General features: G+C 72.0%; 24 protein-coding genes. 13 read left to right on the top strand and 11 right to left on the bottom strand.

Features of this window, described 5'->3' with window-relative positions; translation table 11 throughout:
• Positions 1 to 17: 17 nt before the first annotated feature.
• The 3 genes from EFA46_RS10120 to EFA46_RS10110 all read right to left on the bottom strand — a co-directional run bounded on the left by EFA46_RS10120 (position 18) and on the right by EFA46_RS10110 (position 4482).
• Positions 18 to 1139: a pyridoxal phosphate-dependent aminotransferase gene (locus EFA46_RS10120; RefSeq protein WP_123076142.1), complete on the bottom strand. Its 1122-nt coding sequence runs from the start codon at positions 1137 to 1139 to the stop codon at positions 18 to 20.
• A 119-nt stretch (positions 1140 to 1258) separates the two neighbouring features.
• Positions 1259 to 2326 carry a phosphotransacetylase family protein gene (locus tag EFA46_RS10115; RefSeq protein ID WP_123076144.1) on the bottom strand — a complete coding sequence of 356 codons (1068 nt, stop codon included), beginning with the start codon at positions 2324 to 2326 and terminating at the stop codon, positions 1259 to 1261.
• Positions 2323 to 4482 (bottom strand): acetate--CoA ligase family protein, encoded by a 2160-nt coding sequence (locus tag EFA46_RS10110; RefSeq protein WP_123076146.1) that lies wholly within the window; start codon positions 4480 to 4482, stop codon positions 2323 to 2325. The genes EFA46_RS10115 and EFA46_RS10110 overlap by 4 nt, the downstream gene beginning before the upstream one ends.
• 102 nt (positions 4483 to 4584) lie before the next feature.
• Here EFA46_RS10110 and EFA46_RS10105 point away from each other — a divergent pair, with 102 nt between their 5' ends.
• Positions 4585 to 5448, top strand: coding sequence for a ZIP family metal transporter (locus tag EFA46_RS10105; RefSeq protein ID WP_123076148.1), 864 nt, complete (start codon positions 4585 to 4587; stop codon positions 5446 to 5448).
• Positions 5449 to 5521: 73 nt separating this feature from the next.
• On the top strand, positions 5522 to 5788 hold the full coding sequence (locus tag EFA46_RS10100) for a hypothetical protein (protein ID WP_255494065.1): 267 nt from the start codon (positions 5522 to 5524) through the stop codon (positions 5786 to 5788).
• 15 nt (positions 5789 to 5803) lie between these two features.
• Here the strand turns inward: EFA46_RS10100 and EFA46_RS10095 are convergent, their stop codons facing one another.
• Complete coding sequence (locus tag EFA46_RS10095) at positions 5804 to 6229, bottom strand: EamA family transporter (RefSeq protein ID WP_123076150.1); 426 nt, start codon at positions 6227 to 6229, stop codon at positions 5804 to 5806.
• Between the two features lie 127 nt (positions 6230 to 6356).
• Entirely contained in the window at positions 6357 to 7907 is a 1551-nt protein-coding gene (locus EFA46_RS10090) for a uracil-xanthine permease family protein (RefSeq protein WP_123076152.1), read from the bottom strand.
• 117 nt (positions 7908 to 8024) lie between these two features.
• On the opposite strand from EFA46_RS10090, the gene EFA46_RS10085 reads away from it, so the two are divergent.
• The 4 genes from EFA46_RS10085 (at position 8025) to EFA46_RS10070 (ending at position 11053) form a co-directional block, all read left to right on the top strand.
• Positions 8025 to 8771, top strand: coding sequence for a carbon-nitrogen hydrolase family protein (locus tag EFA46_RS10085; RefSeq protein WP_123076154.1), 747 nt, complete (start codon positions 8025 to 8027; stop codon positions 8769 to 8771).
• Between the two features lie 41 nt (positions 8772 to 8812).
• Entirely contained in the window at positions 8813 to 9058 is a 246-nt protein-coding gene (locus EFA46_RS10080; RefSeq protein ID WP_123076156.1) for a hypothetical protein, read from the top strand.
• 105 nt (positions 9059 to 9163) lie between these two features.
• A complete protein-coding gene (locus EFA46_RS10075; RefSeq protein ID WP_123076158.1) occupies positions 9164 to 10270 on the top strand; it encodes an NADH:flavin oxidoreductase/NADH oxidase in 1107 nt (368 codons plus the stop codon).
• Positions 10271 to 10408: 138 nt separating this feature from the next.
• A complete protein-coding gene (locus EFA46_RS10070; protein ID WP_123076160.1) occupies positions 10409 to 11053 on the top strand; it encodes a hypothetical protein in 645 nt (214 codons plus the stop codon).
• A gap of 75 nt (positions 11054 to 11128) precedes the next feature.
• On the opposite strand, the gene EFA46_RS10065 is transcribed toward EFA46_RS10070, so the two are convergent.
• Together EFA46_RS10065 and EFA46_RS10060 are read right to left on the bottom strand one after the other, a co-directional pair.
• The gene (locus EFA46_RS10065; RefSeq protein ID WP_123076162.1) at positions 11129 to 11497 is read right to left on the bottom strand and encodes a Zn-ribbon domain-containing OB-fold protein; all 369 of its coding nucleotides are present in this window, start codon (positions 11495 to 11497) and stop codon (positions 11129 to 11131) included.
• Positions 11494 to 12648 (bottom strand): thiolase family protein, encoded by a 1155-nt coding sequence (locus EFA46_RS10060; protein WP_123077371.1) that lies wholly within the window; start codon positions 12646 to 12648, stop codon positions 11494 to 11496. Before EFA46_RS10060 ends, EFA46_RS10065 begins: the two co-directional genes overlap by 4 nt.
• 241 nt (positions 12649 to 12889) lie before the next feature.
• Here EFA46_RS10060 and EFA46_RS10055 point away from each other — a divergent pair, with 241 nt between their 5' ends.
• Together EFA46_RS10055 and EFA46_RS10050 are read left to right on the top strand one after the other, a co-directional pair.
• A complete protein-coding gene (locus EFA46_RS10055) occupies positions 12890 to 13510 on the top strand; it encodes a VOC family protein (RefSeq protein ID WP_123076164.1) in 621 nt (206 codons plus the stop codon).
• Positions 13511 to 13568: 58 nt separating this feature from the next.
• A complete protein-coding gene (locus EFA46_RS10050; protein WP_123076166.1) occupies positions 13569 to 14087 on the top strand; it encodes a hypothetical protein in 519 nt (172 codons plus the stop codon).
• A gap of 17 nt (positions 14088 to 14104) precedes the next feature.
• Here EFA46_RS10050 and EFA46_RS10045 read toward each other — a convergent pair whose 3' ends face one another.
• Positions 14105 to 14767 carry a DUF47 family protein gene (locus EFA46_RS10045; protein WP_123076168.1) on the bottom strand — a complete coding sequence of 221 codons (663 nt, stop codon included), beginning with the start codon at positions 14765 to 14767 and terminating at the stop codon, positions 14105 to 14107.
• Positions 14768 to 14879: 112 nt separating this feature from the next.
• Here EFA46_RS10045 and EFA46_RS10040 point away from each other — a divergent pair, with 112 nt between their 5' ends.
• Positions 14880 to 15683, top strand: a complete 804-nt coding sequence (locus tag EFA46_RS10040; protein ID WP_123076170.1) for an ABC transporter ATP-binding protein — start codon at positions 14880 to 14882, stop codon at positions 15681 to 15683.
• Positions 15680 to 17281, top strand: a complete 1602-nt coding sequence (locus EFA46_RS10035) for a hypothetical protein (protein WP_123076172.1) — start codon at positions 15680 to 15682, stop codon at positions 17279 to 17281. Before EFA46_RS10040 ends, EFA46_RS10035 begins: the two co-directional genes overlap by 4 nt.
• Here the strand turns inward: EFA46_RS10035 and EFA46_RS10030 are convergent.
• On the bottom strand, positions 17269 to 18066 hold the full coding sequence (locus tag EFA46_RS10030) for a winged helix-turn-helix domain-containing protein (RefSeq protein WP_148040658.1): 798 nt from the start codon (positions 18064 to 18066) through the stop codon (positions 17269 to 17271). The two genes, EFA46_RS10035 and EFA46_RS10030, sit on opposite strands and share 13 nt — an antisense overlap.
• A 283-nt stretch (positions 18067 to 18349) precedes the next feature.
• Here EFA46_RS10030 and EFA46_RS10025 point away from each other — a divergent pair, with 283 nt between their 5' ends.
• Positions 18350 to 19096 carry a helix-turn-helix domain-containing protein gene (locus EFA46_RS10025; protein WP_123076174.1) on the top strand — a complete coding sequence of 249 codons (747 nt, stop codon included), beginning with the start codon at positions 18350 to 18352 and terminating at the stop codon, positions 19094 to 19096.
• Here EFA46_RS10025 and EFA46_RS10020 read toward each other — a convergent pair.
• On the bottom strand, positions 19093 to 19317 hold the full coding sequence (locus tag EFA46_RS10020; RefSeq protein WP_123076176.1) for a helix-turn-helix transcriptional regulator: 225 nt from the start codon (positions 19315 to 19317) through the stop codon (positions 19093 to 19095). The two genes, EFA46_RS10025 and EFA46_RS10020, sit on opposite strands and share 4 nt — an antisense overlap.
• Complete coding sequence (locus tag EFA46_RS10015; RefSeq protein ID WP_123076178.1) at positions 19317 to 19712, bottom strand: DUF2178 domain-containing protein; 396 nt, start codon at positions 19710 to 19712, stop codon at positions 19317 to 19319. Before EFA46_RS10015 ends, EFA46_RS10020 begins: the two co-directional genes overlap by 1 nt.
• Before the next feature lie 126 nt (positions 19713 to 19838).
• Between EFA46_RS10015 and EFA46_RS10010 the strand changes: the two genes are divergently transcribed.
• Complete coding sequence (locus EFA46_RS10010) at positions 19839 to 21719, top strand: DEAD/DEAH box helicase (RefSeq protein WP_123076180.1); 1881 nt, start codon at positions 19839 to 19841, stop codon at positions 21717 to 21719.
• Between the two features lie 187 nt (positions 21720 to 21906).
• Positions 21907 to 22944 (top strand): zinc-dependent alcohol dehydrogenase family protein, encoded by a 1038-nt coding sequence (locus EFA46_RS10005; protein ID WP_123076182.1) that lies wholly within the window; start codon positions 21907 to 21909, stop codon positions 22942 to 22944.
• Positions 22945 to 22983: the final 39 nt, after the last annotated feature.

Raw genomic sequence — 22983 nt, 5'->3', positions numbered from 1 at the left:
GAACGGCGTGCCGCCTCTTAAGTGTTGGAGCTATCGGGCGCGTCGAGCAGCTCGCCGAGCGCGCGGAGCGCCACCGCCATGTCCGGCGGCGCGCGCCCGAGGCTGACCCGTATCGCAGACTCGTCGTCGAAGAACCGGCCGGGGGCGAGGAGGAGGCCGTTCTCCCACGCGTCCTCTTGGAGCGACTCGGCGTCGCGCTCGGTCGGGTGGAGGAAGGCGTACGTGCTGCCCGGGGCGACGAACCCGGTGAGGTCGTCGCGCTCCTCGACGAACTCGGCGAGGAGGGCGGTGTTCTCCTCGAGCATCGCGCGCTGGTCGGCGACGATGTCGTCGAGGTGGTGGAAGGCGCGCATCCCGTAGGCGCGCGAGACGTCGGAGACGGCGGGGACGTGGTGGGAGACTTCGCGCGCGCGGTCGACGAAGTCGGCGTCGGCGACGAGCCAGCCGACGCGGAGGTCGCCGAGGCCGAGGAACTTCGTGAGCGACCCGGTGACGGCGACGCCCTCGATGCCGGCGGCGGTCGGGCCGCCGAGCGCGCCCCCGGTGGCTTGCTCGTCCGTGACGAACGGCGCGTACACTTCGTCGACGAGGAGGCGTGCGCCGTACTCGCGGGCGCGCTCGGCGACCGCCTCGAGCGTCTCGCGCTCGGCGAGGCGACCGGTGGGGTTGTGGCGGTTCGTCACGGTGACGAGCGCCGTCTCCGAGGTGAGCGCCTTCTCGACGCGCTCGGGTTCGAGGCGGTAGTCGTCCTCGCGGATGAAGCGGTCGACGGCGGCGTCGAAGGCGGCGGGCGTGCGGCGATGGGGCTCGTAGCCGGGTTTCTCGACGAGCGCGCGCAGGTGCTCGTCGTCGTCGCGCTCGCTCTCGGGGTCGGCGTCGAGCGCGGTCGCGGTCGCGAGGAAGTTCGCGTGACTCGCGCCCGCAGTGACGAGGACCTGCTCGGGGTCGACGCCGTACTCGCTCGCGATCTGCATCTCGAGCGTCGCGCCGACCGGCGGGTCGTCGCGCCCCTCCAGCGCGGGCGGGATCGTCGAGGGGCGCTCCTCGGCGACGCCGCGCAGATCGGTAGAGCCGAGGTCGTACATCGCGACGTCGGGCCGGCCCTGCATCCACTCGAGGTACTCGATGTGGGGGAACACGTCGCAGGGTTCACGCCGAGCGAGTAAAGCCGTTGTCGCCTTCGGACCCCGAGGCGGTGCGCGGTCGCCTCACGGCTATCGGGGTGCGCGCGCGGACCGCAGGTCTCGGGGACGCGGCGTCAGTCGTCGCCGAGCAAGTGTGCGACGTCAGCGTGGTCGGCGAGCAGTTCGCGCATCCGCTCGACGGTTCGCGCGTTCCGGGTCCGCCCGCCGCTCACGACGGATTCGACGCGCTCGACGGTCGCGCGCGTGTCGCCGTCGACGACGACGATGGGGACGCCCGCGCGCTCGGCGCGGCCGGCGACGGCGCCCGAGGGCTCGTAGCCGCCGGTGAGCACGAGCGCGTTCACGCCGGGGGCTTCGAGCGCGGCGGCCTGGACGTCCGCGCGGTCGCCGCCGGTGACGACGGCGGCGTCCTTCGTCCGCCGGAAGTGCCCGAGCGCGCTCTCGCCGCTCATCGCGCCGACGAGGAAGCGCTCGACGAAGACGTCGCCGCCGGCGTCGGTGACGACGCGGCCGCCGAGTTCGTCCGCGAGGTCGGCGACGCTGACCCCGGCGAGGTCGTGGACGCGCGGGAGGACGCCGAGGACGGGGACGCCCTCGCGCTCGAGGCAGGACGCGACGTCCTCGGCGACGGTGTCGTGGTCGGCGTCGGCGACGGCGTTGAAGAGCACGCCGCGCAGTCGGTCGCCGAACGCGTCGGCGGCGGCGAGCACATCGTCGACGTCGCCGGGGTCGCGGTAGCGCGCGAGCAGGACGACCTCGGCGTCGAGCAGTTCGGCGACGGCCGGTTCGTCGAGGCCGACGACGCGGCCGGTCGAGACGCCGTCCGCGCCCTCGACGAGGAAGGTCTCGCAGCCGTCGGCGAGCGTCTCGTAGGCGTCGCGGACGCGCTCGCGGAGCGCCGCGTTGTCCTCGCCGCCCCGGACGGCGTTCGCGACGAACGTCGGCGAGTAGACGACCGGCTCCATGTCCGCGACGGTCGCGTCGAGGTCGAGGAGGTCGTGGGCGAGCATCGGGTCCTCGTCGAGCGTCTTCCCGACGGCCGAGCGCAAGCGCGTGCCCTTCGGCTTCATGTACCCCACGGTGCGGTCGTCGTCGCGGGCGCTCGCGGCGAGCGCGAGCGACACGGCGGTCTTTCCGGTGCTGGCTTCGGTCGAGGCGACGAGCGTCGTGTTCGTGGTCATAGCTTCTCTGGGTCGACGGTGAGTCGGAGGTCGAGCGCGAGGGCGCCGCCGGCGTCGCCGTCGTCGGACGCGGGGCGCGCGAGCAGTGGGTTGACGTCCAGTTCGAGTATCGCGGGGAAGTCGTCGACGAGACGGCCGAGGCGCTCGACGCACTCGCGGAGCGCCTCGCGGTCGACGGGGTCGCGGCCGCGCGCGCCCCGGAGGAGCGGCGCGGCGTCGACGTCGTCGAGCATCGCGGCGGCTTCCTCGGTGCTGACGGGCGCGACGCGGAACGTCGTGTCCTCGAGCACTTCGACGAAGATGCCCCCGAGGCCGAACATGAGCAGCGGGCCGAACTGGGGGTCGCGCGTCATCCCGACGATGGTCTCGACGCCCGCGTCGGTGTCGACGCGCTCCTGGACTTGGACGCCGAGGACGCGGGCGTCCGGCTGGTAGTTCCGCGCGCGCGTCACGAGCGTCTCGTAGGTGTCCCGGACCTCCGCGCGCGGGACGCCGACTTCGACGCCGCCGATGTCGGACTTGTGGGTGATGTCGGGGCTGACGACCTTCATCACGACATCGCCGCCGAGGTCGGCGGCGAGCGAGTCGGCCTCGTCGGGCGAGTCGGCGACCCCGCCCGCGGGCGTCGGGATGCCGTAGGCATCGAGGAGTTCCATCGCCTCGACGCCGAGCTGGTTCGAGTCGCGCTCGGTGACGCGCTCGAGGACGGTTTGGGCGCGCTCGCGGTCCACGTCCGCGAACTCGCGGGGCGGCGCGTAGTCGCGCTCGCTGATCGCGGCGTAGGACGCGAGGGCGTCGAGGCTGCCGACGGCGCGCGCGGGGTCGAAGTAGTTCGGGACGCCGGCGTCAGCGAGGACGTCGGCGGGGGCGTCGACACGCTCGCCGCCCATGAGCGAGGCGACGACGGGCTTCCCGTGTTCGCGCTGGACGTCGACGACCGCCTCGGCGAGGCCGTCGTAGTCGAGGACGGCGGTCGGGGCGGCGACGACGACGACCGCGCCGACGCCGGGGTCGGCGAGCGTCGTGTCGAGCGCGTCGCAAAACCGCGCAACGTCCGCGTCGCCGATGACGTCCACGGGGTTGTGGACGTTCGCGTTCGCGGGGAGCGCGTCGGCGAGCGCGCTCCGGGTGGCGTCCGCGAACGACGCCATCTCGAGGTCCGAGTCGCCGACGGCGTCGGTCGCCATCACGCCGGGGCCGCCCGCGTTCGTCACGACGGCGACCGACTCGGAGTCGGGGAGCGGGAGGCCGTCGAGGGCGCGTGCGAAGTCGAAGAACTCCTCGACGTTCTCCGCGCGGAGGACGCCCGCCTGTTCGAGGCCGGCCTCGTAGGCGGCCTCGCTCCCGGCTATCGCGCCCGTGTGACTGGAGGCGGCCTGCGCGCCCGCACTCGTCCGGCCGGACTTCACGGCGACGACGGGCGTGTCCGTGGTGACCTCGCGCGCGGTGTCGATGAACGCGCGGCCGTCCACGATGGATTCGAGGTAGGCGAGGACGACGTTCGTCTCCTCGCTCTGCGCCCATCGGCGCATGAAGTCCGTCTCGTCCTCGACGGCCTTGTTCCCGAGGCTGACGACGTCCGAGAAGCCAAAGCCCTGGTCGCGCGCCCAGTCGAGGACGGCGGTGATGAACGCCCCGGACTGGCTCATGAACGCGACGGAGCCGGGGAGCGCCATCTGCGGGCCGAACGACGCGTTCAGCCCGGAGCGCGTGCTCATGACGCCGAGGCAGTTCGGGCCGACGAGCGTGATGCCGTACTCCTCGGCGAGCGCCACGAGCTCGCGCTCGCGGTTCGCGCCCTCGCTCCCGGCCTCGCCGAAGCCGGCGGTGACGACGACGACGTTCGGGACGCCGGCCTCGCCCGCGTCGCGCACGACGTCCGCGACCGCGCCCGGGGGGACGACGACGACGGCGAGGTCGACGGGACCGGGGACGCCCGCGAGGTCGTCGTAGCAGGGGTAGTCGAGGACGCGCTCGCGGCCGGGGTTCACGGCGACGACGTCGCCGTCGAACTCCGCGAGGTTCGTGAGTATCGCGCGCCCGACGGACCCCTCGCGGTCGGTCGCGCCCACGACCGCGACGCGCTCCGGGACGAACAGGCCGTCCGCGTCCGCGTCCGCTTCGGCGTCGGTGTCCGCGTTCGTGTCTGCCTGCACGCGTGTTCCGACGCCCGGCGCGCGCTTAAGCCCCGGGGCGGGTTCCCGCGCCGCGAGAGGCGGCGGTCAGCCCTAAGTCGCGGAGGCCGCTACCGTCGCGTGATGGTCGCCTTCGAGGCGCTCGCGCTCGTCTTCCTCGCGGGGCTCGTCACGGACCTCGCGACGGGGCTCGGCGCGCTCCCGTTCTTCTACGTCGACGAGGTCTCGGACCGCGCGACGGTCGCGCTCTGGGGGGTCGCCTCCGGCATCATGCTCGCGGCGTCGTTCTTCGGGCTCGCCCGCGAGGGCCTCGCCTACTCCTCGGGCCTCCCGGTGCTCCTCGCGGCCGGCGTCGTCGTCGGAATCGCCCTCGTCGAGGTCTCGGACCGCCTGCTCGGGCGCCTCGACGTCGGTGGCGCGGACGCGGACGTCGACGGGAGCGCGGTCAGCCCGGACGTCGACCCGTCCGCAATCGCCGCCGGCGACCTCCGGACGCTCGTGCTCGTCCTCGGCGTGCTCACCGTCCACTCCTTCCCGGAGGGCGTCGCGGTCGGCGTCTCCTTCGCGGAACTCGGCCTCGGCTCCGGCGTCCCGATACTCGGCCTGACGGTGCCGCCGCTCGCGGTGCTGATGACGGTCGCGATCAGCGTCCACAACGTCCCCGAGGGCCTCGCGGTGAGCATCCCGCTGAAGGCGATGGACGTCGGCGAGTGGCGGATGGTCGGCGCTGCGGTCTTCTCGAGTCTCCCACAGCCCCTCGGCGCGGTCGTCGCGTTCTCGTTCGTCCGCGTCGCGCGCGACGTCCTCCCGTTCGGCTTCGGGTTCGCGGGCGGCGCGATGGTCTATCTCGTGCTCACGGAGTTCGTCCCGGACGCCCTCGAGGCGGGCCGCGACCTCCCGAACCGGGGGATTCCGGCGTTCGTGCTCGGCCTGCTGGGGGGTGCGGCGGTGATGGTCCCGCTGCTGTTCGTCCACGTGGGTCCGTAGACCCGCGTTCGGGGCGAACGCGACCACCTCACCGAAACAATGATTATAGATTGTTACGTATATTGCGACACGTATGATGCCAGTAGACGCGGGGTCGTCCACGTCCGACACCGTGACGCCCGTCGGCTGGCGCGAGCACTACACGTGCGCCGCCGCGAGCCTCGCCGCCACCGTCGTCGCGGTGGCGCTCCTCTATCCCGCCCTCGTCGCGCTCACCCGACCGCTCGGCGTCTTCTCAACGACGGCGCTCGTCCTCGGCGTTGCCGCCGTGATGGGCGTCGCGTGGCTGACGCTCGAACTCGTCTGGGAGTGGTGCGCCGGGCGACTCGGCGGGTCGTGACGCGCGAGCGCCGCCTCACCGCGTGAGAAGGACGATGCTGAGGCCGGCGAACGCGATTCCCGCGAACTTCGTGAGCGTCACGTCGTCACCGAGCACGGCCATCCCGATGACCGCCGCGACGACGAAGTACATCGCGCCGAGCGTGGAGACGACCGTCGTCGAGCCCTGCGAGAACCCGAGGTACATCGAGATGAGGCCGATTCCGGTACACAGTCCGGCCGCGCCCGCGAGCAGTCCCCCGCGCGCCGTCACGGCGAGCGACGCGTCCGACCCGAGGATGAAGCCCAGCGCGAGCAGGCCCGCGACGAGGTACGAGATCGCCGCCGCCGTCCGTGGGTCGATGGACTCCGACGCGGCGTTCCCCAGCACGATCCACACCCCCCACGACAGCATCGTCACCAGCCCGAACCAGATTCCGGAATCGAACTCGGAGAAATCCATCTTGTACGACTTAACACCGGACGCGTAAAGAAACGCACGTCCACAATTTGTGGGATTTAAGTAAATTGTGTGGGTTCTTGTTCGGGTGGGGTGACACCGCGCTCGCGCTCGTCGCGCGCTCGCCGCGTCAGTCCCCCTTCACGTAGCGCTCGTAGGCGGACTCGAAGGCCTCGTCTGACTCGGTGAGCTGGTCCCACTCGTCGAGGCCGCGCTCCTCGCGCGTGCCCTCGACGGTGTTGTCGAGGACGAAGGCGACGATGCCGCCGACCGCCATGCCGGTGCCGCCGACGACGTAGACGGTGTCGGAGACGACCTTCAGCCCGAGGAGCCACCCGACGAGCGGCGTGCTCGCCATCCCCGCCTGGAAGGCGCTCGCGCTCCCGACGTTCCCCATGTAGGCGGGGAACGCGAGGCCGCAGAAGAGTGCGAGGCCGATGATGAAGACGTTCCGCGAGCTATCGAGGTCGACGTGCTTCAGGTTCGAGAGGCCGACGGCCGCGATCTGCCCGAACATCGCGATGTAGAGGCCGCCGACGATGGGGTCGGGAATCGTGGTGATGAGCGCGCCGAAATACCCGACGAAGCCGACGACGAGCATGAGGACGGCGCCGATCTGGATGACGTACCGGCTCGCGACGCCCGTGAGGCCGATGGCGCCGATGTTCTCCGAGTACGACGTCGAGCCGTTCCCGGTGCCCATGACGCCCGCGAAGACGGTCGCGAGCCCCTCCATGCCGATGCCGTGGTCGATGCGGCGCGCGGAGGGTGCGCGCTCGCCGGCGAGGCGCGCGACGGCGTGATAGTCGCCGAAGGACTCGATCATGGAGGCGAGGACGCCCGCGAACATCCCGATGACGAAGGACGTCTGGAACGTCGGCATCCCCCACTGGAGGGGCATCGGCACCTGCACGAGACTGGCGTTCGCGACGGGCGCGAGGTCGACGAACGCCGGCGACCCGCTCGGAATCACGCCGAGGACGGAGAGGGCGGTGGCGAGCGCCCACGCGGCGACGATGCCCAGCAGGACGGGGTAGAGCCGGAAGACCCGGTGGGCGGTGTCGAGGTACTGGCTGAACGCGACGATGAGGAGGACGGTGAGTCCGACGAGCCACCACGCCTGTCCCGCCATCGTGACCTGCGGGGCGCTGAACAGCGAGAGGCCGATGAGCGCGATAGTGGGCGCGATGACGACCGGCGAGAGGTACTGCTTGAGCCACCCCATGACGCCGAAATAGCCGAGGACGACCTCGACGATACCGCCGACGATGATCGCGCCCTGTAGGGCGAGGATGGCCTGCTCCCAGTTCCCGGTGCCGACGAAGCCGATGATGGCGATGGCGGGCGCGAGCATCGAGAACGTCGCGCCCTGGACGATGGGGTAGCGGTTCCCGACCGTCGTCTGGAGGAGCGTCCCCACCCCGGAGACGACGAAGAACGTCCCGACGTAGAGCGGGACGTACCGGTCCGGCATCCCCATCGCGGCGGCGAGCGCGAGCGGCACCGCGATGTTCGCGCCGACCATCGTGAGGTAGTGCTGGAGGCCCAGTAGCGCCGATTCGCCCGTCGGCGGGCGCTCGTCGACGCCGTACTCGACGTCGCTCGACTGTTCGACCGACTCGGTCCCGGGTTCGCCCGCGATTCCCTCCGGTGGGGCGTCCGGGTTCTCTGCTCCTGTCATGCGTGCCTCTGTTCACGGTGTGGGTGCCCGCGACGCGGCATAAGGCTACTCGTGTCGCGCGCGCTGCGCCGCGTGAGACCACACCACTCTTGTCGCTCGCGCGACCACTCCGTGGCGATGACCGACGCCACCGTCGCCGCCTGCCAGCACGCCGTCGCCGAGGGTGACGCGGACGCGAACGTCGCGGTCGTCCGCGAGCGCCTCGCCGGCCTCCCCGACCGCGTGGACGTCGCGGTCTTCCCCGAATACGGGCTCACCGGTTTCGACGCCGACGCGCCCGAGACGTGCGCGCTCTCCCGCGACGGCCCCGAACTCGCCGCCGTGGCGGCCGCCGCCGCGAGCCACGATGTCGCCGCGCTCGTCGGCTTCCTCGAGGACGACGGCGACGCCCGCCACAACACCCTCGCGTACGTCGCCCCCGACGGCGCGCGCACCTACTACCGGAAGCGCAACCTGTGGGGCGAGGAGGCGGCCGCCGTCACGCCGGGCACCGAGCGCGTCGTCGTCGAGACGGCCGCCGGAGCGACCGGCCTCCTCACGTGCTACGACCTGAACTTCGTCGCGGAGAGCGCGGCGTTCACCGAGCGCGCCGTCGACGCGCTCTTCGTCCCGGGCGCGTGGCCGGCCGCGCACGCCGCGAACTGGGACCTCCTCCTGCGGGCGCGCGCCCTCGACGGCGTGCGGTGGGTCGTCGGCTGCGGTCGGACCGGCGAGGGCGATGAGGCGCGCTACGCGGGCCGCTCGGCGGTCGTGCGACCGGACGGGACCGTCCACGCGCGTCTCGGGCGCGGCGAGCGCGACCTCGTCGCGACGCTCGACGGCGACGTGCTCGCCGAGCAGCGTGCCCTCGTCGGCGTCCCCTGAGCGCCGGTACGCTGTAGTGGCTCGCGCCCGCACTCGCGGGTATGTCCGACGACGACGTCGACGTCGAAGTCGAAGTAGAGGTCGAAATCGACCGCGACGAGCTCGAAGTGGAGCTCGGCTCCTCCGCCGAGGCCGAGGCCGAACTCGAGGTCGCGGGCGCGGAGGTCGAAGTCGAAATCGAGGTCGAGCGCCACGGCGACCCCGACGCGGACGACGGAGACGAGCACGAGTCCGAACCCGACGAGCCCGACGAGGGCGAAGACGAACCCGACGAGGGCGAGGACTGAGGTCGCTCGACGGCGCCGGCGAGCGTGCCGGCGGATCGCGGCGGGTCTCGGCAATCCGCCCCGCCACCACTAGCCATTTTCGCCGCCGGCAGGTAGTCGGCGTCGATGGCAGGTCTCTTCGATTCGCTCACGCTCCGGGAGACGGAGCTCCCGAACCGTCTGATGGTCTCGCCGATGTGTCAGTACTCCGTCGAGGACCGCGACGGCCTCGCGACGCCGTGGCACCACGTCCACCTCGGCAGTCGGGCCGTCGGCGGCGCCGGCCTCGTCATGGCCGAAGCCACCGCCGTCGAACCGCGCGGCCGCATCACCCCCGAGGACCTCGGCATCTGGAGCGCCGAGCACGCCGACGCCCTGACGGACACCACCGCGTTCGTGAAGAGCCAGGGCGCCGTCCCCGGCATCCAGCTCGCGCACGCCGGCCGGAAGGCCTCGAAGTCGCGGCCGTGGGAGGGCAGCGAGCCTCTCCAGCCCGAGGAGGGCGGCTACGAGGTCGTCGCGCCCACCGAGGAGCCGTGGCCGTACGAGGCCGAAGCACCGCCGACGAAGAAGCTCGACACCGACGAGGTCGCCGGCATCGTCGACTCCTTCCGGGACGCCGCCGAGCACGCCCTCGAGGCGGGCTTCGAGGTCGCCGAAGTCCACGGCGCGCACGGCTACCTCCTCCATGAGTTCCTCTCGCCCGTCACGAACGACCGCGACGACGAGTACGGCGGGAGCTTCGAGAACCGCGCGCGCCTCATCCGCGAGGTCACCGAGGCCGTTCGCGACGTGTGGCCGGACGGGAAACCGGTCTTCGTCCGGCTCTCGGGCACCGACTGGTTCGACGACCGCGACTCGTGGACGGTCGAGCAGTCCGCCCGGCTCGCGGACGTCCTCTACGAGGCCGGCGCCGACCTCGTGGACGTCTCCTCGGGCGGCATCGCGCCGAACTCCTACCCGGACTGGGCGGGCCCGAACTACCAGCTCGCGCTCGCCGAGCACGTCCGCGAGCACGCCGAGAGCGACATTCGGGTGGGAACCGTCGGCGGCATCACCAGCGCCGAGCAGGGCGAGGCCATCCTCCGCAACGGCCGCGCGGACCTCGCCATCGTCGGCCGCGAGTTCCTCCGCGACCCCTACTTCGGCCTCCACGCCGCCGACGAGCTCGGCGACCTCGAGGACGAGATGATCCCCGACCAGTACCTCCGGGGCTTCCACGAGCGCCTCTAGCGCCGGTAGGCTTTCCTCTCGGGCGCACTTCCCCTCGACCATGCCCGCGCCCGCGTTCCCGTCCCTCGTCCCGCGCCGTGACGACTCCCTCGCGCCCGCCACCACCGCGAGTCACCGTCCGTCCGGGGTAGTCTGACGATGGCCGACGACCTGGAGGCGCGCGTCGCCGCGCTCGAACGCGCCGTCGAACGCGTCGAGGAGCGGACGCGCGAGCGCGACCTCCCCCGGGGGCCGTTCGGCCTGCCGCGTCCGCCGACGCCGCGCGAGCTCGCCGAGTTCGCCGTCGAGGACGGCATCCCGACGGCCGTCGCGGTACTCGACGCGCAGGTCCGCGCGCTCGAAGCCCTGCGGCGCGCGCTCCGCCTCCTCGAACCCGGCCTCGCCGATACTGACGGAGCGCGCGGAGCGACCGCCGGCGCGCGCCGCGAGACGCTCGACCGCCTCGACGCCGCCGTCGCCGACCTCCGCGCGGCCGCGAGCGGCGACGCCCTCCCGCCGGACGGGGCGGCGCGGGACCTCCTCGAGGACGCACGCGCCCTCACGGCCGAACTCGAGGCCGACGTCGAGGCGGCGCGCGCGGACCGCGACGCCGAACGTGCGGAGCGACGCGAGACCGCCCGACGCGAGCGCCGCGCGGAACGCGAGGAACGCGCCGAGCGCGTCGAGGACGAACTCGATCAGCTCCGCGACGAGTACGACGTCGAGGGCGACGACGACGGAGAGGAAAACGAGCGTTCGGAGAGCGATTCGTCGGCCGACACCCCCGACGACCGCGACCGCTGACCGCCGCGAGGCGTCGACTCGGCTCTCTCGGCTACACCGGCTCGAACCACGGTCGGAACGGAGTTCCTCGCTGATTCAGTCCCGCGAGACGGGACTGAACCGGTAGCCGTCCCACGACTGGCTCTCCTTCTCGCGGATGCCCGCGTCGGGGTCGCGGAGCTCCGCGACGTAGACGGGCGTCACTTCCTCGCCGCTCTCGACGGGTTCGGTGAGCTGGCCGAGCGCGCGCACCGTCTCGCCCTCGACGTCGAACTCGACGATACCGAGGTGGTTCGGCTCGCGGACGCCCGGCGGCGTCGCGGTGCTCGTCGTCCACGTGACGACCGTCCCCACCGACTCCGTGAGGTCGACCGTCTCGGTCTGTGCTTCGCCGCACTCCGGGCAGACGGTGTGTGCGGGATACGTGACGTGACCGTTCTCGCAGCGATATGCCTCGAAACTCATTCTGCGGCCTCCAGGATGGTGGTCGTGACGCAGTTCCCGAACCCGCCGACGTTACAGGCGAGGCCGACGTCCGCCGCGACCTGCCGCTCCCCGGCGTCCTCGGTGAGTTGGCGGTGTATCTCGTAGACCTGTGCGACGCCGCTCGCGCCGAGCGGGTGGCCCTTCGACTTGAGGCCGCCGGAGGTGTTCACGGGCAACGCGCCGTCGCGCGCGGTGACGCCCTCGGCGGCGGCGCGCCACCCCTCTCCCTTCTCGAAGAAGCCGAGGTCCTCCAACTGGAGGACTTCGAGGATGGTGAACATGTCGTGGAGTTCGGCGACCTCGACGTCGTCGGCGTCGAGGCCCGCCATCTCGTAGGCCTGCTCCGAGGAGTCGACGACGCCGCCCATGACCGTGGGGTCGTCGCGCTCGTGGACGACGTGCGTGTCCGTCGCGCCGCCGATGCCCGAGACCACGGTGTAGTCGTCGGTGTACTCGGCGGCGACCGACTCGGGACAGAACAGCAGCGCGGCGCTCCCGTCCGTGATCGGACAGAAGTCGTAGAGGCGGAGGGGGTCGGCGACGACCGGCGACTCGAGGACGGTCTCCTCGTCGACCTCCTTTCGGAACTGCGCGTGCGGGTTGTCGACGCCGTTCGCGTGGTTCTTCACCGCGACCTTCGCGAGCGACTCACGGGGCGCGTCGTATTTCTCGAGGTAGTGGCGGGCGGTCATCCCCGCGAAGCTCGGGAGGGTGACGCCGTGCTTGTACTCGACGGGGTGCGTGAGCGAGGCGATGACGTCCGTCGCTTCGGCGGTGGTGCGATGCGTCATCTTCTCGCCGCCGACGAGCATCGTCAGCTCGCTCGCGCCCGAGGCCACCGACTGCCACGCCGCGTAGACGCCCGCGCCGCCCGACGCGCTCGTCTGGTCGACGCGCTGGGTGTACGCGCCGAGCGCGCCGAGGTCGTGCGCGAGGGCGTTCGGAACCCCCGTCTGGCCCTCGAACTCGCCGCTCGCCATGTTCGAGACGTAGAGGTGGTCCAACTTGTCGGCGTCGACGTCCGCGTCGGCGAGACACGCCTCGCCCGCCTCCGCGAGCAACTCGCGGACCCAGGCGTCGCGCTGGCCGAACTGGGTCATCGACGCGCCGATGACGGCTACCCGATCCATACTCGACTCGTCGGGGACGCGCACCTTGAGCGTTCGGTTCCGTCGCGTTCGTCGGTTCGCGGCGCCTCCCGTTGGTCGGTGTCGCGTGGCTCGCGTCTCGCTTCGTTCGCGCTCGCGTTTCGGCGGTGCCTCCCGTCGGTCGTTGCCGCCGTTCTTCCCTGACGTGCGCGTCACCCGCTAACCCCCGCGTCCGCGAGGGTTTATCCGGTTCGCTCGCGAATCAGGTAACACGACGATACTCATGAGCGACGATTCAGAGATCCCCGTCACCGCCGAACTGTCCGACAGCGCGATGCAGATGACCGGCGTCGACCACATCACCCTCATCGGCTCCAACGAGGAGGACACCGTCGCGTTCTACCGCGACATCCTCGGGATGCCCCTCGTCCTCCGCCAGCCGAACCTCGACGCCCCCGAGGTCACCCACCTCTTCTTCGACACCGGCGACGGCCGCATCCTCACGTTCTTCGTCGAGGAGTCGCGCGAGTCGAACCCCCAGCCCCAGCGCGTCGGCGTCGGCGGCGTCCACCACCTCGCGTTCAGCTTCGACCCCGAGGACTTCGAGGAGGTCCGCGAGGGCCTGGAGGAGAACGGCCACCGCTACAGCGTCTTCGACCGCGGCGTCTTCCACTCGCTCTACACGCGCGACCACAACGGCCTCACCATCGAACTCGCCGCCGACAAGTTCGCGATTCCCGACGACCGGCGCGGCGAAGTGCTCGCTCGAACCCACGCGAAGCGCGTCGCCGACGGCGCCGAGTACGCCCAGGAGGAGCACATGGTCGCCGCGCTCGAGGAGCTCGGCCTCCCCGTCGAACGCGCCGACCTCCCCGACTCGGCGTCGGGGTCCGCCGGGCTCTAACGCCGGCGGCGACGCGCTCTGCGAGGGTTTATAGCTCATCCCGGAACCACGGAGCGGTATGGACACTAAAACAGGGACTGCGACCGAGACGAACCGACCCACTGACACCGCCAGCCTCCGAACCGTCTTCACACACCCCGACGCGGTGCTCGCCATCAAAGCAACCGTCGCCGCCTTCGCCGTGTTCGGCGTCGGAACCGGGCTCTCCGGCTACGCCCTCCTCGCGACCGTCGCGGGCGGTGGCTCCGTGGTTTCGTACACACAGGCGTTCCTCGGCGTCGCCCTCGTCGGCGGCGTCACCGTCACGGGGCCCGTGCTCGCTGGAGCGTTCGCGCTTCGTGCCGATCCGACGCTCGCCGAACTCGACGACCGGCGGCGCTACGCGACACTCGCCGTCGCCGGCTTCGTCGGCTACGTCGCCTACGCATTCCTCGCCACTGTCCTCATAAGCGTCCCGTCCAACGGCGATTCGGCCGTGAACGTCGGTCGCTACCTCGTTCCGTTTGTCCTCGGCGGCGTCGGCTCGGCCGTCGTGGGGGCGGGCGTCGTCTTTGTTCGGTCGTGGCTCCTTGACTGAGCGCACTTCTCGCGGCGCTACGGCGTCGCGCTCGCCACCACAGCGAGCTGGTCCGCCGCGTCCTCGACCGTGTTCGCGACGCCGTCGAGCGCGAGCGTCACCTCGCGGACGGCGAGCCCGTTCACGGAGAGGCCGGGCGCGAACGCCGCCGCGAGCGCGTCCTGCTTCAGGTCGTCACAGCGATGCTCGACGTCCCGAATCGCGTCGATGGTCTCGCGCTCGATGGTCGGCGACTCGTCCGCGCAGAGCGCGGCGACGTACTCCGCGACGGCGTCGCAGAGCCGCTCGGTGGCGCGGGCGGCGAGCGTCCCGAGGTCGATGAGCGCGTCCCCGGACGCGTCGAGGTCGGGCGCCATCGACGCGAGCGCGGCCAGCGCGTCCTCGACGGCGTTCGCGACGTCGTCGAGGCGCGAGAGGAGGTCGAGCAGGTCGCGCGCCCGGAGGTAGACGCCGGTGAGGTCCGGGTCGAGGGTGGCGAGGGCCGTCCGCAGGTCGCGCGCGTAGTCGTCGCAGGCGGACTCGGCGGCGGCCGCCTCGGCGGCCGATTCGTGGAACGCCTCGGTGTCGCCGTCGCGGTAGGCCGCGAGCGCGACCGGGAGGTGGGCGGTGCAGTCGCGGACGCCCGCGCAGAAGTCGGCGGTCGTCGTCCCGATTCGCGAGGCGGCCTGATCTGCCTCCATACCCGAATCGGGCGGATACCGATAGAAACGACTTGCTATGACCCCTCGATACGGCTATATATCTCTCGTGACCGTCGCAACGCCTTTTTTCCCGGCTCTTGAGTACGACCGTATGGTTCCCGCTATCGAAGCGACAGATCTCACGAAGCGCTACGGCGACGAGACGGCGGTCGCCGGCCTCTCGGTCTCCATCCCGGACGGCGCCGTCTACGGCTTCCTCGGGCCGAACGGCGCCGGGAAGACGTCCACGATGCGGATGCTCACGACGCTGACGAAGCCGACCTCCGGGTCGGCGCGCGTCGCGGGCGCGGACGTCACCGACCGCGCCGCCGTCGTCGAGCACATCGGCTACCTCCCCGAGGAGCCCCCGGTGTTCGACGAACTCACCGGCCGCGAGCAACTCGAGTACGTCGCGGGCCTGCGCGACCTCGGCGACGACGCCACCGAGCGCATCGACGACCTCCTCGAACGCTTCGGCCTCCTCGGGGACGCCGACAAGCGCATCGGCGCGTACTCGAAGGGGATGAAGCAGAAGGTCGGCATCGCGCTCGCGGTCCTCCACGACCCCGCCGTCGTCTTCCTCGACGAGCCCACGTCCGGCCTCGACCCGCGCGCGGCGCGAACGGTGATGGACCTCGTCGCGGAACTCGCCGCGGGCGACGCGACGGTGTTCCTCTCGACGCACATCCTCCCGGTCGTGGACGAGCTCGCGGACACCGTCGGCGTGCTCTCGGACGGCCGCCTCGTCGCGGAGGGCACGCCCGACGAGCTGAAGTCGCAGGTCGCGGCCGGGGAGGGCGGCACGCTCGAGGACGCCTTCCTCGCGGTCACGGGCGGGCCCGGCGACGGACGAGCCGGAGCCGACGACGCCGCCGATGGCGAGGCGGAGCGCGCAACCGAGCGAGACGAGCGATGAGGCGGCCGTCCCTCGCACACGTCGCGCGCATCGTCCGCACGGAGACGCGCCGGCGTCTGCGCTCGCTCGCCGAGAGCGGTCTCCGCGTCCTCCTCCTCGTCTTCGGCTTCGGCCTGATCGCGCTGCTGCAGGTGGCCGTCGGCGTCGGCATCTACTTCTTCGCGGGCGACGTCACGGCGAGCGTCCTCCCGCTCGCGCGCGTCGGTGCGGGCGGCGCGTGGGTGCTCGTCGTCGCCATCACGGCGTTCGGCGTCCTCTCCCAGCGCTCGTCCTACGACGCGATGGACGGTCTCCTCACCACCGTTCCCTCGCGGGAGGTGACGCTCGCGATGCTCTGCACCGAGGCCGGCGGCGCGCTCCTCCCGTTCGCCCCGCTGCTCGTCGTCGCGCCGCTCGCGTTCGGCCTCGCCACCGGCTCCGCCCTCGCGGGCGCCGCCGCGTTCCTCGCGCTCGCGTGTCTCGTCGTGAGCGCCGCCCTCGTCGGCTTCACCCTCGGGTTCGGCGTGAAGAACCTCGCCGTCCGCTCGGCGTTCGTCGCGCGCTACCGGACGCTCATCGCGGCGCTCGCCGTCGTCGCGTACTTCCTCCTGCTGACGACGGAGGTCGGCGGCGACCTCGCCGGCACCGTCGCGCGCGCCGTCGCCGCGACGCCCATCGCGTGGCTCGCTGACCTCGCGCTCCTCCCCGTCGTCCCCGCGAGCGCGCCCGCGGCACTCGGCGCGCTCTGCCTCGTCACCGTGCTCGCCGTGGGCGCCGTCCTCGCGGCGTTCCCGCTCACAGACGCGCTCTGGTACGCGGACCGCGCGACGCCCGCCGAGCACGACGCCGTCGCGACGGAGACGTCGCTCGCGCCCGGGCCGTTCGCGCGCCTCGACGCCGGGCCGGCCGGCTGGGTGGCGTACAAGTCGGTGGTGCGCGCCCGCCGCGCGCCCGTGAAACTCCTCTACGTCGCCTACCCCCTCTTCGCGCTCGGCGCCCCCGTCGGCGAGGCGTTCGCCACCGGCCTCGTCCCCACGGTGCTCGTCGGCTACGTCGCCGTCTACGTCGCGTGGGCGGCCGGCGCGGGGTTCGCGCTCAATCCGCTCGGCGACGAAGGGGCGCTCCTCCCGGTGAGCGCGACGAGCGGGATGTCCGGGCGGGCGTTCGCGCGCGGGCACCTGCTCGCGACGGCGGCCGTCGGCGCCCCCGTCGCGCTCGTCGGGACGGCTGTTGTCGGCGTCCTCAGCCCGCTCTCGCTCGTGCGCGTCGCCGTCCTCGCGGTCGTCGCGGCCGGCCTCTGCGTCGGCGCAGGCGGCCTCGCGGCGGGCGTCGGGAGCGCGCTCCCGCGATACGAGGCGGTGCGCGTCACTCGGAGCCGGCGCGCGACAGTGCCGAGCCTGCTCGCGTTCGTCGTCTACTCGCTCCTCCTGTTGGTCGCCGCGCTCCCCGTGATGCTCGCGGGCTTCCCCGGGCTGAGTTCGTTCGTCGGCGGGCTCCTCGGTGTGCCCGGGATGACCCTCCTCCTCCCGGGCGCGGCGCTGTCGCTCGGCACCGTCGGCGTGCTCGGCGCCCTCGGCTATCGCCACGCCGCCGCGTGCTTCGACGGCTACGCCGTCTGAGGCGGGTCGTCAGCGACCTCCTTCTCGGCCTCGAAGCGCTCGCGCGCCCACTCGCGGACGCCGTCGTCGGCCGTCCACGCGACGGCGTTGAGCGCGTTCGCGTCGTCGTACGCGCCGACGAACACCACCTCGTCGCTGACGACGAGCGCGTAGTCGAGGTCGCCGGGGTGGACGTGGAGGTCGAAGGCGGGGAGGGCGAGCGAGCGCGCGACGTTGTCCGGACGGACGGCGCGTTCGGCGTCGAGGACGGAGTCGGGGCAGACGAGGTCGATGCTCGCGCCGTCCTCGATGCACTCCCCGAACGCGTCGATGTAGAGCTTCGTCATCGTCGGGGAGAGACAGTCGTAGTGGTCGGCATCGCACTCGCGGATGCGGTCGGTGAGCGCCTCCGCAGCGCGGTGTGGCTGCTCGCGCGTCGCGGTCACGACGGTGGCGTCGTCGAAGCCGGCGAGCGGGAGCGGCGGGTCGGTCGTCGGCAGGCGGTCGAGGAGCGCCTCCTTCTCGTTGAGGACGCGGAGGTCGTCGAGGAAGCCGCACGCGCGCTCGACGACGCGCTCGCCGGCCGGGGTGAGTCGGTAGTCGCCGTCGACGCGCGCGACCCAGCCTTCGTTCGCGCACGTCCGCAGGCAGCGCTGCGCGGTGGCGCGCGAGACGTCGACGCGGTCCGCGACGCCGCGCGGCCGGCCCGGGTCGGCTCCGAGCGCACGGAGGACGGCGAGCCGGTTCGGGGAGGCGAAGACGAAGTTCGCGGCCTCGTGCGCGTCCATGTCGATGTGTAGCGGCATCGGGGATAATTAAGCTCCCGGAGCGAGCGAATCGACTGCGGGCGACGACGTGTGCACGGCGTGCACACTCGCTTAGCGAGTGATGCTAACTGAACGGGGGACCGACGCTCTGGTGGGTAACGCCGGAGTGAACCCCGGTGGGCGCCGCCTCCCCCACTCCCCCGTTCGCGGCGCCTCACCGGTCCCCGAGTCGGCCCTCCCCGAGCGACACTCGCGCGCGGATCGCGGCGCCGCCGCGCGACGCGAAACTATATGTCCGCACGAACGAACATCCGCATGACTGATGGGTAGTCTGTTCCCGTTCCAGTCCGACGTCGACGCCGACACCGACGGGTCGCGCCTCCTCGGTATCGAGGAGGAGGCGGCGGACGAGGTGTTCGACGCGCTCTCCTCGCAGACGGCGCGCACCATCCTCGCCGCCGTCTACGAGGAGCCACGGCCGGCCTCGGACCTCGCGGACGCCGCCGATACGTCCCTCCAGAACGCGCGCTACCACCTCGACGGGCTCCGCGACGCCGGCCTCGTCGACGTCGCGGACACGTGGTACTCCGAGCGCGGTACCGAGATGAAAGTGTACGCGCCCACCAACGACTCCGTGGTCGTGATGGCGGGCGACGAGGAGACGCGCTCGAGCGCGTTCGACGTCCTGAAGAGCCTCCTCGGGAGCGTCGGCGCCATCGGCGTCGGCGCGCTCCTCGTGCAGGCGCTCGCCGCGCCCGGTACCGTCGTTCCCACGATGGGGTCCGCCGCCGGGCCGTCCTCGGGCGGGGACGGCGGCGGCGCGGCCGGAACGACGACCACGACGAGCGACGGGTTCAGCGCGATGGACGCGGGCGGCGAGACGACGGTGTCGGCGACGCGGACCGCGACGGAGACGACCGCGCAGGTGAGCACGACCACGACGGCCGGCGGGCACGCCGCCGGCCCGCTCGACGCCGCGCTCGCGCTCCTCTCACAGCCCGGCGTCGCGTTCTTCGTCGGCGGGCTCTGCGTCCTCGGCGCGCTCGTCGCGTGGAGCCGGTGGCGCTAGTCCAGGTCGCTCGCGGTCACGTCGAGGTCGACGTCGGGGTCGAAGAGCTCCTCGACCGAACACTCGAAGAACGCCGCGAGCGCGAACACCAACTCGGCGGAGGGGTCGTAGCGGTCGCGCTCGATTGCGTTGATGGTCTGTCGGGTGACGCCGACGTGCTCGGCGAGCGCGCCCTGACTGAGGCCGTGGGCCTCGCGGTGGGAGCGGAGCGAGTTCTCCATTACGCCCTCGTCGCGAGCGCGAGTCGGAACCCGCCGTACGTGAGGTAGAGCGCGGCGACGGCGAACGCGAGCGCGACGCTCCAGAGCGGCCAGTCGAAGTAGCCGAGCGCCCACGCGAGCGTGAGCGCGGGGAAGACGACGGCGGACGCGTAGCCGAAGAGCCGGAGTGTGAGGCTCGCGGCGCTCCGGGCGTGCGTGCGGTCGCGTTCGTCGTAGAGGACGGCGTCGCTGCGGTGCTGGAGGCCGACGCTCGCGAGCATCGCGAGCGCGTAGAGCGCGACGCCGGCGAACGGCCGTTCGAGCGCGACGAGGACGCCGAGCGCGACGCCGCCGCCGACGCCGAAGCCGGTGACGAGCCTGCGCGTCGTTCGCGGGGCGAGTTCGGTAACGGACATGGGAAAGACCTCTTTACACTAAAGCGTGTTTTACACACCGGTATAACTCTTGCGTCGGTGTGCTCGGGACACCGCGCGCCGCCGACGACGCAAACCGTTTCAACGCCAGTCGTCTACGCACACCCAGTGAGCGACGAAGCCGACAGCCCCGACCTCTCCCTCGACGCCTTCTACGACGCTCTGGAGTCCGTCGGTCGCCCCGTGGTGACCGCCGGCCGACTCGCGGGCGTCCTCGACTGGACGCAGGCCGAGGCGAGCGACGCCCTCGACCGACTCGCGGAGGAGGACCACGGCGTCGAGCGCGTCGACGTCTCGAACGACCCGGTGGTGTGGTTCCCCACCGACTGGGCGAAGACCACCGAGCGCGAACGCGTCGTCGTCTTCCCCGAGCACCGCGAGGTCGTCGTCGACCAGCCCACGCAGTTCACGCGCGCACAGCTCGCGCAGTTCGCGACCCTCACCGACACCACTGGCGAGAACGCCTATCGCTACATGGTCCGCGCCGAGGACGTCTGGGGGGCGCCCCACGACGACCTGGAGGCGCTGCGCCGGACCGTCCGGCAGGCGCTCGGCGAGCGCTACCCCTCCCTCGAGGAGTTCGTCGCCGACCAGTGGCGTCGCGCCCGCCAGTTCCGCCTCTACACCCACGAGGAGGGCTACGTCGTCCTCGAGGCGAACACGCCCGAGATGATGGGGAACGTCGCCGAGCAGCATCTCTCCGACGGGACCATCCGCGCGCCCATCAGCGACACCGAAGCGTGGGTCGCCGCCGAAGCCGTCGCCACCGTCAAGCGCGAGCTCTACGAGGCCGGCTACCCGGTCCAGGACGACCGGACGCTCGACGAGGGCGCCGAGCTCGACGTCGAGTTGCACCTCTCGCTTCGCGACTACCAGCGCGGGTGGGTGAAGCGCTTCGTCGAGTCCGGCTCGGGCGTGCTCGTCGGCCCGCCCGGGAGCGGGAAGACCGTCGCCGCGCTCGGCGTCCTCGAACAGGTCGGCCGCGAGACGCTCGTCCTCGCGCCGGGGCGCGAACTCGTCGCCCAGTGGCGCGACAGCATCCTCGAGTACACGAGCCTCACGCAGGCGGACGTCGCGGAGTACCACGGCGGCGTGAAGGAGGTCGGCCCCGTCACCATCGCGACCTACTCGACGGCGGGCATGGAGCGCCACCGCCGGCTCTTCGACGAGAAGCGCTGGGGGCTCGTCGTCTACGACGAAGCCCACCACATCCCGAGCGACGTCTTCCGGCGCACCACCGACCTGCAGGCCTCCGCGCGCCTCGGGCTGAGCGCGACGCCGGTCCGGGGCGACGACCGCGAGACGGACATCTACACGCTCATCGGCCCCCCCATCGGCACGGATTGGGAGGCGCTCTTCGACGCGGGCTTCGTGCAGGAGCCCGAGGTCGAGATACGCTTCGTCCCGTGGGCGGAGGACGAGCACCGCTACGAGTACGCGAGCGCGGACGGCCACGAGCGCCGGATGCTCGCCGCGTCCAACCCCGCGAAAATCGACGAGGTCCGGTCGATACTCGACGAGCACCCCGAGGCGAAGACGCTCGTCTTCGTCGACTACCTCGATCAGGGCGAGCGGCTGGGCGAGGCGCTCTCCATCCCGTTCGTCAGCGGCGACACGCCCCACTCGCGGCGCGAGCGCCTCTTCCACGAGTTCCGCGCGGGCGAGCGCGACGTCCTCCTCGTCTCGCGGGTCGCCGACGAGGGCATCGACCTCCCGGACGCCGAGCTCGCGATCATCGCCTCCGGGCTCGGTGGCTCGCGCCGGCAGGGCGCCCAGCGCGCTGGCCGGACGATGCGCCCCGCGGGCCGCGCGCTCGTCTACGTGCTCGCCACCAGAGGCACCGAGGAGGAGGAGTTCGCGCGCAACCAGACGCGCCACCTCGCGGAGAAGGGCGCGCGCGTTCGGGAAGCCGACGCGGAGGCGTTCGTGGATGCGAACGCGAGTGAGCATCCACGGGACGAGCGAACGGGGAGCGAGAGCGACCCGTGAGCTTTGTGGGTCCGAGCGACAGCGAGGACCCACAGAACGACGAGCGCGAACGGTAGTGAGACGCGAGTAACGCGGGCCCGAGCGACAGCGAGGGGCCGCAGAACGTCGAGCGGGAGTGACCCGTCCGTAGACGGAACGCCCTGCCGGGGCGGATGGCTTTTTGCTCGTGCCCGTGGAAGTCCCGCGTATGAAGGCCGCTGTCTACCACGGCGAACGCGACGTCCGCGTCGAGGAAGTGCCCGACCCCGAGATCGAGGAGTCGACGGACGCGGTCGTCCGAATCACGCACACCGCCGTCTGTGGCTCCGACCTCTGGTTCTATCGCGGCGAGAGCGACTATCCGACGCCGGGGCGCACCGGCCACGAGCCGATGGGCGTCGTCGAGGAGGTCGGCGACGACGTGACGAGCGTCCGCCCGGGCGACCGCGTGCTCGCGCCGTTCGCGGTCTCCTGTGGTGAGTGCGAGTTCTGCCGGAAGGGGCTCTACACCTCCTGCGTCGAGGAGAAGGGCTGGGCGGGCGAACACGACGGCGCGCAGGGCGAGAAGGTGCGCGCGCCGTTCGCGGACGGCACGCTCGTGCGCGTCCCCGAGCGCTACGCGGACGACGAGGACGTGCTGGAGTCGCTCCTCCCGCTGACGGACGTCATGTGTACGGGCCACCACGCGGCGGTGAGCGCGGGCGTCGGCCCCGGCGACACCGCCGTCGTCGTCGGCGACGGCGCGGTCGGGCTCTGTGGCGTGCTCGCCGCGGACCGCCTCGGCGCCGAGCGGATCGTCGCGATGGGCCACCACGAGGACAGGCTGGAGATCGCCGAGGAGTTCGGCGCGACGGAGACCGTCGCGGCGCGCGGCGAGGTGGCGGTCGAGCGCGCGACGGAGCTGACGTACGGCGGCGCGAACCACGTCCTCGAGTGCGTCGGCGCGGAGTCCTCGATGGACACCGCCTTCGACGTCGCGCGACCCGGCGGGACCGTCGGGTTCGTCGGCGTCCCCGAGGGCGTCGATGAGGCGGCGTTCCTCGAGAAGGCCTTCCGGAAGAACGTCGGCCTCGAGGGCGGCGTCGCCCCCGTCCGAAAGTACGTCGACGACCTCATGGCGGACGTCCTGCAGGGGACGCTCGACCCGTCGCCCATCTTCACGAAGACCGTCGACTTGGAGGGAGTCCCCGAGGGCTATCGCGCGATGGACGAGCGCGACGCCGTGAAGGTCCTCGTGAAGGTCTGAGGTCGCCGCGACCCGAACGGCTTTGCCGTCGGCGGACGC

The organism is Halarchaeum sp. CBA1220 (assembly GCF_003721175.2).
Classification (GTDB): Archaea; Halobacteriota; Halobacteria; order Halobacteriales; family Halobacteriaceae; genus Halarchaeum; species Halarchaeum grantii.
The sequence above is the reverse complement of the archived record's forward strand: the minus strand, read 5'-3'. Positions and strand labels throughout refer to the sequence as shown.